12 protein-coding genes are annotated in these 13,980 nt (G+C 72.3%); all 12 read right to left on the bottom strand.

The genetic code is table 11. The features are described 5' to 3' along the window. Window positions 1-101: 101 nt before the first annotated feature. Window positions 102-1,313, bottom strand: coding sequence for a methionine adenosyltransferase (metK, locus tag ACGF15_RS08960; RefSeq protein ID WP_345615375.1), 1,212 nt, complete (start codon window positions 1,311-1,313; stop codon window positions 102-104). Between the two features lie 295 nt (window positions 1,314-1,608). Then, the gene (gene coaBC, locus ACGF15_RS08965) at window positions 1,609-2,814 is read right to left on the bottom strand and encodes a bifunctional phosphopantothenoylcysteine decarboxylase/phosphopantothenate--cysteine ligase CoaBC (RefSeq protein ID WP_392797436.1); all 1,206 of its coding nucleotides are present in this window, start codon (window positions 2,812-2,814) and stop codon (window positions 1,609-1,611) included. 135 nt (window positions 2,815-2,949) lie between these two features. Further along, window positions 2,950-3,222, bottom strand: a complete 273-nt coding sequence (rpoZ, locus tag ACGF15_RS08970; RefSeq protein ID WP_005319902.1) for a DNA-directed RNA polymerase subunit omega — start codon at window positions 3,220-3,222, stop codon at window positions 2,950-2,952. Between the two features lie 43 nt (window positions 3,223-3,265). Beyond that, window positions 3,266-3,829: a guanylate kinase gene (gene gmk, locus ACGF15_RS08975; protein ID WP_256526737.1), complete on the bottom strand. Its 564-nt coding sequence runs from the start codon at window positions 3,827-3,829 to the stop codon at window positions 3,266-3,268. Window positions 3,830-3,867: 38 nt separating this feature from the next. After that, window positions 3,868-4,191: an integration host factor gene (locus ACGF15_RS08980; RefSeq protein WP_005319887.1), complete on the bottom strand. Its 324-nt coding sequence runs from the start codon at window positions 4,189-4,191 to the stop codon at window positions 3,868-3,870. 289 nt (window positions 4,192-4,480) lie between these two features. Further along, complete coding sequence (gene pyrF / locus ACGF15_RS08985; protein ID WP_392797439.1) at window positions 4,481-5,317, bottom strand: orotidine-5'-phosphate decarboxylase; 837 nt, start codon at window positions 5,315-5,317, stop codon at window positions 4,481-4,483. Continuing rightward, the gene (locus tag ACGF15_RS08990; protein WP_392797441.1) at window positions 5,314-6,426 is read right to left on the bottom strand and encodes a quinone-dependent dihydroorotate dehydrogenase; all 1,113 of its coding nucleotides are present in this window, start codon (window positions 6,424-6,426) and stop codon (window positions 5,314-5,316) included. The genes pyrF and ACGF15_RS08990 overlap by 4 nt, the downstream gene beginning before the upstream one ends. A gap of 170 nt (window positions 6,427-6,596) precedes the next feature. Continuing rightward, window positions 6,597-9,905 carry a carbamoyl-phosphate synthase large subunit gene (gene carB / locus ACGF15_RS08995; protein ID WP_392797443.1) on the bottom strand — a complete coding sequence of 1,103 codons (3,309 nt, stop codon included), beginning with the start codon at window positions 9,903-9,905 and terminating at the stop codon, window positions 6,597-6,599. Further along, complete coding sequence (gene carA, locus ACGF15_RS09000) at window positions 9,898-11,073, bottom strand: glutamine-hydrolyzing carbamoyl-phosphate synthase small subunit (RefSeq protein ID WP_345615370.1); 1,176 nt, start codon at window positions 11,071-11,073, stop codon at window positions 9,898-9,900. Before carA ends, carB begins: the two co-directional genes overlap by 8 nt. Further along, window positions 11,070-11,678, bottom strand: coding sequence for a hypothetical protein (locus ACGF15_RS09005; protein WP_392797446.1), 609 nt, complete (start codon window positions 11,676-11,678; stop codon window positions 11,070-11,072). The genes carA and ACGF15_RS09005 overlap by 4 nt, the downstream gene beginning before the upstream one ends. Continuing rightward, entirely contained in the window at window positions 11,675-12,961 is a 1,287-nt protein-coding gene (locus tag ACGF15_RS09010; RefSeq protein WP_345615368.1) for a dihydroorotase, read from the bottom strand. Before ACGF15_RS09010 ends, ACGF15_RS09005 begins: the two co-directional genes overlap by 4 nt. Window positions 12,962-12,966: 5 nt before the next feature. Beyond that, window positions 12,967-13,944: an aspartate carbamoyltransferase catalytic subunit gene (locus tag ACGF15_RS09015; RefSeq protein WP_345615367.1), complete on the bottom strand. Its 978-nt coding sequence runs from the start codon at window positions 13,942-13,944 to the stop codon at window positions 12,967-12,969. Between the last annotated feature and the right edge of the window lie 36 nt (window positions 13,945-13,980).

The raw sequence follows: 13,980 nt of genomic DNA on the forward strand, positions 1-13,980 counted from the left end.
GCGCCGGGGCCTCGGACCGGACCGGCCGGATGCCGCGGGGCCCGCGGTGCACGGTGGGTGCGCCGCGGGCCCCGGGGCGGATGCCGGTCGGGCCGGACGGACTAGAGGGCGCCCGCCGCCGCCTTCAGGGCGTCGACGCGGTCGGTGCGCTCCCAGGTGAAGTCCGGCAGCTCCCGGCCGAAGTGGCCGTAGGCGGCGGTCTGGGCGTAGATCGGCCGCAGCAGGTCGAGGTCGCGGATGATGGCGGCCGGACGGAGGTCGAACACCTCGGTGATGGCCTGCTCGATCCTCTCCACGTCCGTCGTCGCGGTGCCGAAGGTCTCGACGAACAGGCCCACGGGCTCGGCCTTGCCGATGGCGTAGGCGACCTGGACCTCGCAGCGCGCGGCGAGCCCGGCGGCGACGACGTTCTTGGCGACCCAGCGCATGGCGTAGGCGGCGGAGCGGTCGACCTTGGAGGGGTCCTTGCCGGAGAAGGCACCGCCACCGTGGCGGGCCATGCCGCCGTAGGTGTCGATGATGATCTTGCGTCCGGTGAGTCCGGCGTCGCCCATGGGGCCGCCGATCTCGAACCGGCCGGTGGGGTTGACCAGGAGGCGGTAGCCCTCGGTGTCCAGCTTGATGCCGTCCTCGAGCAGCTGCTTCAGGACGTGCTCGACGACGAACTCCCGGATGTCCGGAGCGAGGAGGGAGTCGAGGTCGATGTCGGAGGCGTGCTGCGAGGAGACCACCACGGTGTCGAGGCGGACGGCCTTGTCGCCGTCGTACTCGATGGTGACCTGGGTCTTCCCGTCCGGGCGCAGGTAGGGGATGGTGCCGTTCTTGCGGACCTCGGTCAGGCGGCGGGAGAGCCGGTGCGCGACGTGGATCGGCAGCGGCATCAGCTCGGGCGTCTCGTTGGAGGCGTAGCCGAACATCAGGCCCTGGTCGCCCGCGCCCTGCTTGTCCAGTTCGTCCTCGTCGCCCTCGACGCGCTTCTCGTAGGCGGTGTCGACGCCCTGGGCGATGTCGGGCGACTGGGAGCCGATGGAGACCGACACACCGCAGGAGGCGCCGTCGAAGCCCTTCTTGGAGGAGTCGTAGCCGATGTCGAGGATCTTGCTGCGCACCAGGGTGGGGATGTCCGCCCACGCCTTGGTGGTCACCTCTCCGGCGACGTGCACCAGGCCGGTGGTGATCAGGGTCTCGACGGCGACGCGGGAGGTCGGGTCCTCCCGCAGCAGGGCGTCGAGGATGGTGTCGCTGATCTGGTCGGCGATCTTGTCGGGGTGGCCCTCGGTGACGGACTCCGAGGTGAAGAGACGGCGGGACACATCGCTCCCTGGGGTTGCAGCGGCTGCTGGCTGATCATTGGCGGACCGGCAGGGGGCTGCGCCCCGCGACGTTCCACAGACCAGTTTATCGGTCGCCCCATGCCGCCGGACACCCGTCTCGCTGCTTGGGAGCCCGCTGACCTGTGGCCATGGCCGAGACGGTACGACGATAGCGCCCGCGGGCGAGGGATTCGCCACATTTGGCGGCGCGCCCCGGTCGGGCCGGCGCCGAGGAGCACCCGGGGCGGAGCCCGGCGGGCCCCCGGGGGGCGCCGCCTGGCCCGCGGCACCGCCCTCAGGCGGGCAGCCGGGCCGCCACGAGGTCCCAGACCGTGTCCGCGAGGGCCTCCTTGGGCCCGTGCGGTACGGGCGTCTCGGCGCCGTCCGAGGAGAGCACCACCGCTTCGTTCTCCTCGGCCCCGAAGGTGCGCCGCTCCCCCACCTCGTTGACCACGAGCAGGTCGCAGCCCTTGCGCCGGAGCTTTTCGCGGCCGTTGGCCAGAACCTCGTCGGTCTCGGCGGCGAAACCGACCACGACCTGCCCCGGGCGCGGGCGCTCGGCGGAGATCTCCGCGAGGATGTCCGGATTGCGGACCAGCGTGATCTCGGGCGCCTCGACGCCGTCCCGCTTCTTGATCTTCCCGGGCGCGTAGGCGGCGGGGCGGAAGTCGGCGACCGCGGCCGCCATCACGACGGCGTCGGCGTCGGCCGCGGCCTTCAGCACCGCCTCGCGCAGCTGCACGGCGGTCCCCACGTGCACCACGTCGACCCCGGCCGGGTCGGGGATGGCGGTGTTGGCCTCGACCAGGGTGACGCGGGCCCCGCGGGCCGCCGCGGTGCGGGCCAGGGCGTAGCCCTGCTTCCCGGAGGAGCGGTTGCCCAGGTAGCGGACGGGGTCCAGGGGCTCGCGGGTGCCGCCCGCGCTGACCACCACATGGCGGCCGGCCAGGTCCGGGGCCGCGGCGCCGCGGGCGAGGGCCCTGCGGCAGACCTCGAAGATCTCGGCGGGCTCGGGCAGCCTGCCCTTGCCGGTGTCCACGCCGGTGAGGCGGCCCACGGCGGGCTCGACCACGATCGCGCCCCGGCGGCGCAGCGTGGCCACGTTCTCGCGGGTGGCGGGGTGCTCCCACATCTCGGTGTGCATCGCGGGGGCGAAGACCACCGGGCAGCGTGCGGTCAGCAGGGTGTTGGTGAGCAGGTCGTCGGCGAGCCCGTGGGCCGCCTTGGCGAGCAGGTCGGCGGTGGCGGGGGCGACCACCACGAGGTCGGCCTGCTGGCCGATGCGCACATGGGGCACCTCGTGGACGTCGTCCCACACCTCGGTGGAGACCGGGTGGCCGGACAGGGCGGACCAGGTGGCCGCGCCGACGAAGTGCAGGGCGGAGGCCGTGGGGACGGCGCGCACGTCGTGCCCGGACTCGGTGAGCCGCCGCAGCAGTTCGCACGCCTTGTAGGCGGCGATGCCGCCGCCCACTCCCAGGACCACCTTCGGCTTGCCCACTGCGCCTCCCCGCGCTCGGTTTGTCGAACCCCATGCTGCACCACGGACCGCGCGGGGCGCGCCGGGGCCCGGCCCCGGACGCACCACGGGCCCGGCGGGTGCTCCGCCGGGCCCGTGGTGGGATGCGCCGTACGCCTACTGGGCCGGGCCCTCGATGGCCTCGGAGGTCAGCAGACCCGCGTTGATCTCGCGCAGCGCGATCGAGAGCGGCTTCTCGTGGACGTGGGTGTCCACCAGGGGACCGACGTACTCGAGCAGGCCCTCACCGAGCTGCGAGTAGTACGCGTTGATCTGACGCGCGCGCTTGGCGGCGTAGATCACGAGGCTGTACTTCGAGTCGGTAGCCTCGAGCAGCTCGTCGATCGGCGGGTTGATGATGCCCTCGGGCGCGGTGATGGAAGAGGACACGCTCTAGCCTTCCGAAGAACTTGCAGAAAGATCGGACAAAAGATCAAACAACTTCCATCAAGGCTAGCAGCTCGCGCGCCACTCCCTCGACGGAGGTGTTGACCAGGGTGGTGTCGAACTCCGCCTCCGCGGCGAGTTCGACCTTGGCGGCGTCGAGACGGCGCTCGACGACCTCGGCGGACTCGGTGCCCCGGCCCGTCAGCCGGCGGACCAGCTCCTCCCAGCTCGGCGGGGCGAGGAAGACGAGCTGCGAGTCCGGCATCGACTCCTTCACCTGGCGCGCGCCCTGGAGGTCGATCTCCAGCAGGACCGGCTCCCCGGCCTCCAGGCGGTCGAGGACCGCCCGGCGGGGGGTGCCGTAGCGGTTGCCCGCGAACTCGGCCCACTCCAGCAGTTCGCCGTTGGCGACGAGCTTGTCGAACTCCTCGTCGGTGACGAAGAAGTACTGGACACCGTGCTTCTCGCCGGGACGGGGCCTGCGTGTCGTGGCCGACACCGAGAGCCACACGTCGGGGTGGACCTTGCGCATATGCGCGACGACCGTGCTCTTGCCGACCCCGGAGGGGCCGGAGAGCACGGTCAGCCGCGGACGTACCTCTGCTGCCATGGACCGATTATCCAGGTTCCCGGGAGTGCCGGGGAACGTCAGGCGGCGCCACCGCCGAACTCGCGCTCCAGGGAGGCGATCTGGTTGGAGCCGAGACCGCGGACGCGGCGGCTCTCGGAGATGCCGAGCCTCTCCATGATCTGCTTGGCGCGGACCTTGCCCACGCCCGGCAGGGATTCGAGGAGCGCGGAGACCTTCATCTTGCCGATGACGTCGTTCTCCTGGCCCTGCTTGATGACCTCGTGGAGGGAGGCGCCGGAGTGCTTGAGTCGATTCTTCACCTCGGCCCGCTCCCGGCGAGCCGCGGCGGCCTTTTCGAGCGCGGCTGCGCGCTGTTCAGGGGTAAGGGGCGGAAGAGCCACGCCTACGTCACCTCGGATGTCGAACTGTCGGATACGGACCGGCCCGGGGCCGTACGGCCCCGCACCAGGTGAGCGGTCGAACAGTGCAGTGCGTCTGCCCTGCTCGTTCGCTCTTCGACGGAGACTAGCGGCCATCACCGCTCCAGTCAGCGAGAACAGACGAAAAGTCCTGGTCAGCATCGACTGACCAGGACTTTTCGGACAAATAGACCGGCTTTCCTGTGAAGAAAATGTCAAAGCGGGCCCGACTGCCTGGGACAACGCGCCGGGGCCCGCTCCCCCGCGGGCCTCAGGCCACGGCCTCGCGCACCTCGTCGACCAGCCGCAGGGCCGCCGAGCGCAGCCCCGCGGCGTCCGGTCCGTGGCGGAGCACCCCCCGGCTGACGCTCGGCAGGACGTTGCGCACGGCCGGGCCGAAGACGCCCGGCAGGTCGGCCGGGGTCGCGCCCTGCGCGCCGATGCCGGGCGCGAGCAGCGGCCCGTTGATGTCCAGGTCGACCCCCGCGTCGCCGAGGGTCGCGCCCACCACGGCGCCCACCGAGCCGAGGGGCCGGGCGCCCTGGTTCTCGGCCGCCATGTGGTCGAGCATCACCTGCGCCAGGGGCGCGCCGCCGGCGCCCGTGGCGCGCTGCACCTCGGCGCCCTCCGGGTTGGAGGTCAGCGCCAGCACGAACACGCCGCTGCCGCTCAGCAGCGCCTGGTCCAGCGCCGGGCGGAGGGACCCGAACCCGAGGTAGGGCGAGAGGGTGACGGCGTCCGAGAAGAGCGGCGAGTCCTTGCGGAGGAACGCCTCCGCGTAGGCGCCCATCGTGGAGCCGATGTCGCCGCGCTTGGCGTCCATCAGGACCAGGGCGCCGGCGGCCCGGGCCTCCTCGACGGCCTTCTCCAGCACCGCGACGCCCCGGGAGCCGAAGCGCTCGAAGAACGCGGACTGCGGCTTGAGGACGGCGACGCGGTCCGCGAGGGCCTCGACGACCGTGCGGGTGAACCGCTCCAGCCCGGCGACGTCGTCGTCCAGCCCCCAGTCGGTGAGCAGCGAGGCGTGCGGGTCGATGCCGACGCACAGCGGGCCTCGGGTGTCCATGGCCTGGCGGAGCCGGGCGCCGAAGGGTTCCAGGGGGCTCATGCGGGGGTGTCCTTCCGGTTGCGGTGGCCGGCTCCGACGGCCTCGGCGAGGCTGGCGTACGGGCTGGCCGCGAGCCGGGCGGCGAGGCCCTTGTGGATGGCGCGGGCGTAGAACGGGCCCTCGTAGACCAGGGCGCTGTAGCCCTGCACCAGGGTGGCCCCGGCGAGGATCCGCTGCCAGGCGTCCTCGGCCGTCTCGATGCCCCCGACGCCGACCAGGGTGATCCGGTCGCCGACGCGGGCGTACAGGCGGCGCAGCACCTCCAGGGAGCGGTCCCCGAGCGGGGCGCCGGACAGGCCGCCCGTCTCGGAGGCCAGGTCGGCGGGCGAGGCCAGGCCCTCGCGGCGGATGGTGGTGTTGGTGGCGATGATGCCGTCCAGGCCGAGTTCCACGGCGAGGTCGGCGACCGCGTCGACGTCCTCGTCGGCGAGGTCGGGGGCGATCTTGACCAGCAGCGGCACCCGGCGGTCGGTGACGGTGCGGTCCGCGGCCTCGCGCACGGCCGTCAGCAGCGGGCGCAGGGACTCGGTGGCCTGGAGGTTGCGCAGGCCGGGCGTGTTCGGCGAGGAGACGTTGACCACCAGGTAGTCGGCGTGGGCGGCGAGGCGCTCGGTGGAGGTGACGTAGTCGGCCACCGCCTCGGCCTCCGGGACGACCTTCGTCTTGCCGATGTTCACCCCGACGGTGGTGCGGAAGACCTCGCGGCGGGCGGCGAGGCGGGCGGCGACGGCCGCGGACCCCTCGTTGTTGAAGCCCATGCGGTTGATCAGCGCCCGGTCGGCCACCAGGCGGAAGAGGCGCTTTTTGGGGTTGCCGGGCTGGGGGCGGGCGGTGACGGTGCCGATCTCCACGTGGTCGAAACCGAGCATGGCCATGCCGTCGATGCCGACCGCGTTCTTGTCGAAGCCCGCGGCGAGGCCGAAGGGCCCGTGCATCCGCAGGCCGAGGGCCTCCGTGCGCAGCTCGCGGAAGCGGGGGGCGAGCACGGCGGCCGCGAAGGTGCGCAGGACGGGGACGCGGGCCGCGAGGCGGATCCAGGCGAAGGCGAGATGGTGGGCCGCCTCGGGGTCCATCCGCTTGAAGAACAGGTGGAAGAAGAGCTTGTACACAGCGGTGTCCTCGTGAGGAGGGGGACACCGTCTCCGGTGCCCCCTCGGGTGTGCCGGACCGTTGCCGGCGGGGGCTGCTTGCCGGGAAGGGGTGCGGGCGTGTTCCGGGTGTGCCGCCCCGCCGGGCGGGGCGGGGCGGCACTGCGGAGGGGGTCGCCCGGAGGCGCGGCCTAGTCCCGGGCGGCGGTCAGGTGCTCCGCGTGCTCCTGGAGCGAGCGCACCCCCACGTCACCGCGGCCGAGCGCCTCGATGCCCTGCACGGCGGCGGCGAGCGCCTGGACGGTGGTCAGGCACGGCACGGAGCGGGCCACGGCCGCAGTGCGGATGTCGTAGCCGTCGAGCCGGCCGCCGGTGCCGTACGGGGTGTTGACGATGAGGTCGACCTCGCCGTCGTGGATGAGCTGGACGATGGTCCGCTCCCCACCGGGCCCCTCGCCCTCGGACTGCTTGCGCACCACGGTGGCGCTGATCCCGTTGCGCCGGAGCACCTCGGCGGTGCCGGAGGTGGCGAGCAGTTCGAAGCCGTGGGCGACCAGCTCCCGGGCGGGGAAGATCATCGAGCGCTTGTCGCGGTTGGCGACCGAGACGAAGGCACGGCCCTTGGTGGGCAGCGGGCCGTAGGCCCCGGCCTGCGACTTGGCGTACGCCGAGCCGAAGACCGAGTCGATGCCCATGACCTCGCCGGTGGAGCGCATCTCGGGGCCGAGGACGGTGTCCACCCCGCGGCCGTGGACGTCGCGGAAGCGCGACCACGGCATCACGGCCTCCTTGACGGAGATCGGGGCGTCCAGCGGCAGGGTGCCGCCGTCGCCGGACCTGGGCAGCAGCCCCTCCTCGCGCAGTTCGGCGATGGTGGCGCCGAGGGAGATCCGGGCGGCCGCCTTGGCCAGCGGCACCGCGGTGGCCTTCGAGGTGAAGGGCACGGTGCGGGAGGCGCGGGGGTTGGCCTCCAGCACGTAGAGGATGTCCCCGGCCATGGCGAACTGGATGTTGATCAGTCCGCGCACGCCGACGCCCTCGGCGATGGCCTCGGTGGAGACCCGCAGCCGCTTGATGTCGTGGCCGCCGAGGGTGATCGGGGGCAGGGCGCAGGCGGAGTCGCCGGAGTGGATGCCGGCCTCCTCGATGTGCTCCATGACGCCGCCGAGGTAGAGCTCCCGGCCGTCGTAGAGCGCGTCGACGTCGATCTCGATGGCGTCGTCGAGGAAGCGGTCGACCAGCACGGGCCGGGAGGGGGAGATCTCGGTGGACTCGGCGATGTACGCCTCCAGGCGCGCCTCGTCGTAGACGATCTCCATGCCGCGGCCGCCGAGCACGTAGGACGGGCGGACCAGGACGGGGTAGCCGATCTCGTCGGCGATGGCCTTGGCGCCGGCGAAGGTGGTGGCGGTGCCGTGCTTGGGGGCGGGCAGCCCGGCCTCGGCGAGCACCCGTCCGAAGGCGCCGCGGTCCTCCGCGGCGTGGATGGCCTCCGGGGGCGTGCCGACGACGGGGACGCCGTTGTCCTTCAGTGCCTGCGCCAGGCCCAGCGGGGTCTGGCCGCCGAGCTGCACGACGACTCCGGCGATCGGCCCCGCCAGCGACTCGGCGTGGACGATCTCCAGGACGTCCTCCAGGGTGAGCGGCTCGAAGTAGAGCCGGTCGGAGGTGTCGTAGTCCGTGGAGACGGTCTCGGGGTTGCAGTTGACCATGACGGTCTCGTAGCCGGCGTCGTGCAGCGCGAAGGAGGCGTGGACGCAGGAGTAGTCGAACTCGATGCCCTGCCCGATGCGGTTGGGCCCGGAGCCGAGGATGATCACGGCGGGCCGGGTGCGCGGGGCGACCTCGGACTCCTCGTCGTAGGAGGAGTAGAAGTACGGGGTCCGGGCGGCGAACTCGGCGGCGCAGGTGTCCACGGTCTTGTAGACGGGGCGGACGCCCAGCGCGTGGCGCACCTCGCGGACGACGTCCTCGCGCAGCCCCCGGATGTCGGCGATCTGGGCGTCGGAGAAGCCGTGGCGCTTGGCCTCGGCGAGCAGCTCCGGGCCGAGCTTCTCGGCGGCGCCCAGCTCGTCGGCGATCTCCTTGATCAGGAAGAGCTGGTCGACGAACCAGGGGTCGATCCGGGTGGCGTCGAAGACCTCGTCCGGGGTGGCCCCGGCGCGGATGGCCTGCATGACGGTGTTGATCCGGCCGTCGGTGGGCCGCACCGCCTCGCGCAGCAGCGCGTCCTTGTCGCCGGCGGGACCGGTGAAGGCGAACTGGCTGCCCTTCTTCTCCAGGGACCGCAGGGCCTTCTGGAGCGCCTCGGTGAAGTTGCGGCCGATGGCCATGGCCTCGCCGACGGACTTCATGGTGGTGGTGAGCGTCGCGTCGGCCTGCGGGAACTTCTCGAAGGCGAAGCGCGGGGCCTTGACCACGACGTAGTCGAGCGTCGGCTCGAAGGAGGCCGGGGTCTGCTCGGTGATGTCGTTGGGGATCTCGTCGAGGGTGTAGCCGACGGCGAGCTTGGCCGCGATCTTGGCGATCGGGAAGCCGGTGGCCTTGGAGGCCAGCGCGGAGGAGCGGGAGACGCGCGGGTTCATCTCGATGACGATGATCCGCCCGTCGGCCGGGTCGACCGCGAACTGGATGTTGCAGCCGCCGGTGTCGACGCCGACCTCGCGGATGATGGCGATGCCGATGTCGCGCAGCCGCTGGTACTCGCGGTCGGTCAGGGTCATCGCGGGGGCGACGGTGATGGAGTCCCCGGTGTGGACGCCCATCGGGTCGAAGTTCTCGATGGAGCAGACGACCACGACGTTGTCGTTCTTGTCGCGCATCAGCTCCAGCTCGTACTCCTTCCAGCCGAGGATGGACTCCTCCAGGAGCACCTCGGTGGTCGGGGAGAGCGTGAGGCCCTGGCCGGCGATGCGGCGCAGCTCCTCCTCGTCGTGGGCGAAGCCGGAGCCGGCGCCGCCCATGGTGAAGGAGGGGCGGACGACGACGGGGTAGCCGCCGAGGGTCTCCACGCCCGCGAGGACGTCGTCCATGGAGTGGCAGATGACCGAGCGGGCGGACTCGCCGTGGCCGATCTTGCCGCGGACCGCCTCCACGACCTCCTTGAACAGGTCGCGGTCCTCGCCCTTGTGGATGGCCTCGACGTTGGCGCCGATCAGCTCGACGCCGTACTTCTCCAGCACGCCCTGCTCGTGCATGGAGATGGCGGTGTTGAGGGCGGTCTGGCCGCCGAGGGTGGGCAGCAGCGCGTCGGGGCGCTCCTTGGCGATGATCTTCTCGACGAACTCGGGGGTGATCGGCTCGACGTAGGTGGCGTCGGCGATCTCCGGGTCGGTCATGATCGTGGCCGGGTTGGAGTTGACCAGGATCACCCGCAGGCCCTCGGCCTTGAGGACGCGGCACGCCTGGGTGCCGGAGTAGTCGAACTCGGCGGCCTGGCCGATGACGATCGGGCCGGAGCCGATGACCAGGACGGACTGGATATCGGTGCGCTTAGGCACGCTCGGCCTCCATCGGGGCGGTGCTCATCAGGGACGTGAAGCGGTCGAACAGGTAGGCGGCGTCGTGCGGGCCGGCGGCGGCCTCCGGGTGGTACTGGACGCTGAAGGCCGGCTGGTCGAGCAGCCGCAGGCCCTCCACCACGTCGTCGTTCAGGCAGACGTGGGAGACCTCGACGCGCCCGTAGGGGGTCTCGGACACCCGGTCGAGGGGGGCCTCGACGGCGAACCCGTGGTTGTGGGCGGTGACCTCGACCTTGCCGGTGGTGCGGTCCTGCACGGGCTGGTTGATCCCGCGGTGGCCGTACTTCAGCTTGTAGGTGCCGAAGCCGAGGGCCCGGCCGAGGAGCTGGTTGCCGAAGCAGATGCCGAACAGGGGGGTGCGGCGCTCCAGCACGGCCTTGACGACGGTGAGGTCGGCGGTGGCGGGGTCGCCGGGGCCGTTGGAGAGGAAGACGCCGTCCGGGGCGACCGCGTAGACCTCCTCGACGGTGGCGGTGGCGGGCAGGACGTGGACCTCGATGCCGCGCTCGGCCATCCGGTGCGGGGTCATGCCCTTGATGCCCAGGTCGAGGGCGGCGACGGTGAACTTCTTCTCCCCGACGGCGGGCACCACGTACGCCTCGGTGGTGGCCACCTCGGCGGACAGGTCGGCGCCCTTCATCTCGGGGGCGCGCAGGACCCTCTCCAGCAGGGCCGACTCGTCGGGGGCGTCCTTCAGGGCGGGACCGGAGAAGATGCCGACGCGCATCGCGCCGCGCTCGCGCAGGTGGCGGGTGAGCGCGCGGGTGTCGACACCGGAGATGCCGACCACGTCCTGGGCGGCGAGCTCCTCGTCGAGGGAGCGGCGGGAGCGCCAGTTGGAGGGGATGCGGGCGGGGTCGCGCACCACGTAGCCGGAGACCCAGATCCTGCGCGACTCGTCGTCCTCGTCGTTGACCCCGGTGTTGCCGATGTGGGGGGCGGTCATCACGACGACCTGGCGGTGGTAGGAGGGGTCGGTGAGGGTCTCCTGGTAGCCGGTCATGCCGGTGTTGAACACCGCTTCGCCGAAGGTCTCGCCCAGGGCACCGTAGGCGCGGCCCCGGAAGGTGCGTCCGTCCTCCAGTACGAGGACGGCGGGAGACGCCTCGTTCCTCTTCGAGGCCGTCCCCGGCGTGGAGGTCGTCATCGTGCGGTGCCTTCCGTCGTCTTGGTCATGGTGGTGAGGGTGTCGGCCCAGGTGCTCTGCCCGGCCGCCCGGTCCAGCCGGAAGCCGGAGTCGAGCAGGCGTCCGCCGTGCTCCCAGGTCACGATCAGCAGGCCGCCCTCGGCGAGGACCTTGCCCGCGATGCCCTTGTCGAGCCGGGCGCCGCGCAGCGCGGCGGCGGGGACGAAGAAGTCCTGCGCGCCGGGGCGGACGACGTCCAGGCCCGCGGGGGTGAGGGTGAGCTCGGCGCGGCTGCGCACGCCCAGGCCGTGGGCGACGATGCGGTCGAGCCACTGCCCGGCGGTGGTGGAGCCGTGGTAGCGGCCGGCGGCCGCGAGGACGGCCTCTCCCGGCTCCTCCGCGGCGGTGCCGGGCGCGGCGCCTGCCGGGCGGGCGGGCAGTTCGGGGAGGTCCGACTGGAGGCTGCCGCGCCACTTCCAGCCCTGGCGCATCAGCCAGTAGACGAGGCCGACGAGGACGAGCAGGCCCACGACCCATCCGATGCGGGCGGCCCAGTCGGTCACCTCGGCGGACTTCCGCTCGTCGGCGAGGGTCAGTAGTGCAGGTGTCGCGAGTAGAGGTGTCACGCCAGCTTCCCGTCCATGAGCGTCGCGCGGCCCCGCAGGAAGGTGTGCGTCACGCGCCCGGGCAGCTCGCGCCCCTCGTAGGGGGTGTTGCGGCTGCGGGAGGCGAAGCCCGCGGGGTCCACGGCTCCACGGTATGCCGGATCGACCAGGGTGAGGTTGGCGGGCTCACCGGCCGAGACGGGGCGTCCGTGGCCCCGGGCGCCGCCGATCCGCGCGGGGGCGAAGGACATCCGGTCGGCGACGCCCGCCCAGTCCAGCAGCCCGGTGTCGACCATGGTCTGCTGGACGACGGAGAGCGCGGTCTCCAGGCCGACCATGCCCATGGCCGCCGCGGCCCACTCGCAGTCCTTGTCCTCGTGCGGGTGGGGGGCGTGGTCGGTGGCGACGATGTCGATGGTGCCGTCCGCGAGGGCCTCGCGCAGGGCCCTGACGTCGCGCTCGGTGCGCAGCGGCGGGTTGACCTTGTAGACCGGGTTGTAGCTGCGGACCAGTTCGTCGGTGAGCAGCAGGTGGTGCGGGGTGACCTCGGCCGTGACGTCGATGCCCCGGGACTTGGCCCAGCGGACGATCTCCACGGAGCCGGCGGTGGAGAGGTGGCAGATGTGGACGCGGGAGCCGACGTGCTCGGCGAGCAGGACGTCGCGGGCGATGATCGACTCCTCGGCGACGGCGGGCCAGCCGCCGAGTCCGAGTTCGGCCGAGACGACGCCCTCGTTCATCTGCGCGCCCTCGGTGAGGCGCGGTTCCTGGGCGTGCTGGGCGATCACTCCGCCGAAGGCCTTCACGTACTCCAGGGCGCGGCGCATGATCACGGCGTCGTCGACGCACTTGCCGTCGTCGGAGAAGACGGTCACGCCCGCCGCGGAGTCGTGCATGGCGCCGAGCTCGGCCAGCTGGCGGCCTTCGAGGCCGATCGTGACGGCGCCGATGGGCTGGACGTCGCAGTAGCCGGACTCCCTGCCGAGCCGGTACACCTGCTCGACGACCCCGGCGGTGTCGGCGACGGGGAAGGTGTTGGCCATGGCGAACACGGCGGTGTAGCCGCCGGAGGCGGCGGCGCGGGTGCCGGTGAGGACGGTCTCGGAGTCCTCGCGCCCGGGCTCGCGCAGATGGGTGTGGAGGTCGACCAGACCGGGCAGCAGGATCCTTCCTTCAGCCTCGACGACCTCGGCGTCCTCCGCGGGCAGCCCGGTGCCGACGGCGGCGATCTGCGCACCGTCGACCAGGACGTCCCGGACGTCTCCGCCCAGCAGCCTCGCACCGCGGATCAGGGTCTTGCTCATCGTGGTCACTTCTCCTCGGAACGGGGGTGGGCGGTGTCGGACTCGTTGCCGCCGAGCAGCAGGTAGAGGACGGCCATCCGGACGGACACGCCGGCCGCGACCTGCTCGACCACCGTGCAGCGGTCGGAGTCGGCGACCTCGGCGGTGATCTCCATGCCGCGGACCATCGGGCCGGGGTGCATCACGATCGCGTGGTCGGGCATCCGGGCCATGCGGTGGGCGTCGAGGCCGTAGCGGCGGGAGTACTCGCGCTCGGTGGGGAAGAAGGCGGCGTTCATGCGCTCGCGCTGGACGCGCAGCATCATCACGGCGTCGGACTTGGGCAGCACGGCGTCCAGGTCGTAGGCGATCTCGCAGGGCCAGGCCTCCACGCCGACCGGCACCAGGGTGGGCGGCGCCACCAGGGTGACCTCCGCGCCCAGGGTGTGGAGCAGGTCGACGTTGGAGCGGGCGACCCGGCTGTGCAGGATGTCGCCGACGACCGTGATCCGGCGCCCGGCGAGGTCCCGGCCGATCCCGGCGTCGGGGCCGACCAGGCGGCGGCGCATGGTGAAGGCGTCCAGCAGGGCCTGGGTGGGGTGCTGGTGGGTGCCGTCGCCCGCGTTGACGACGGGGGCGTCGATCCAGCCGGACGTGGCCAGCCGGTAGGGGGCGCCGGAGGCGCCGTGCCGGATGACCACGGCGTCGACGCCCATGGCCTCCAGGGTCTGCGCGGTGTCCTTGAGCGACTCGCCCTTGGAGACGCTGGAGCCCTTGGCGGCGAAGTTGATGACGTCGGCGGACAGGCGCTTCTCGGCCGCCTCGAAGGAGATCCGGGTGCGGGTGGAGTCCTCGAAGAAGAGGTTGCAGATCGTCCGCCCGCGCAGGGCGGGCAGCTTCTTGATCGGCCGGTCGGCGACCCGGGCCATCTCCTCGGCGGTGTCGAGGATGCGGATGGCTTCGTCGCGGGTGAGGTCGGCGGCCGAGATCAGATGGCGCATCATCTGGGTGTTTTCTCCAGGTCTGTGGAGGTTCGTACG

Origin of the sequence: Streptomyces sp. NPDC048001 (assembly GCF_043203115.1) — a bacterium.
Taxonomy (GTDB): domain Bacteria; phylum Actinomycetota; class Actinomycetes; order Streptomycetales; family Streptomycetaceae; genus Streptomyces; species Streptomyces sanyensis.

Excerpts from the sequence above, each read along its gene's own strand:
- gmk (WP_256526737.1), bottom strand. The coding sequence starts at position 3,829 with ATGGCAGCAGAGGTACGTCCGCGGCTGACCGTGCTCTCCGGCCCCTCC.
- pyrF (WP_392797439.1), bottom strand. The coding sequence starts at position 5,317 with ATGAGCCCCCTGGAACCCTTCGGCGCCCGGCTCCGCCAGGCCATGGAC.
- carA (WP_345615370.1), bottom strand. The coding sequence starts at position 11,073 with ATGACGACCTCCACGCCGGGGACGGCCTCGAAGAGGAACGAGGCGTCT.
- ACGF15_RS09010 (WP_345615368.1), bottom strand. The coding sequence starts at position 12,961 with ATGAGCAAGACCCTGATCCGCGGTGCGAGGCTGCTGGGCGGAGACGTC.
- ACGF15_RS09015 (WP_345615367.1), bottom strand. The coding sequence starts at position 13,944 with ATGATGCGCCATCTGATCTCGGCCGCCGACCTCACCCGCGACGAAGCC.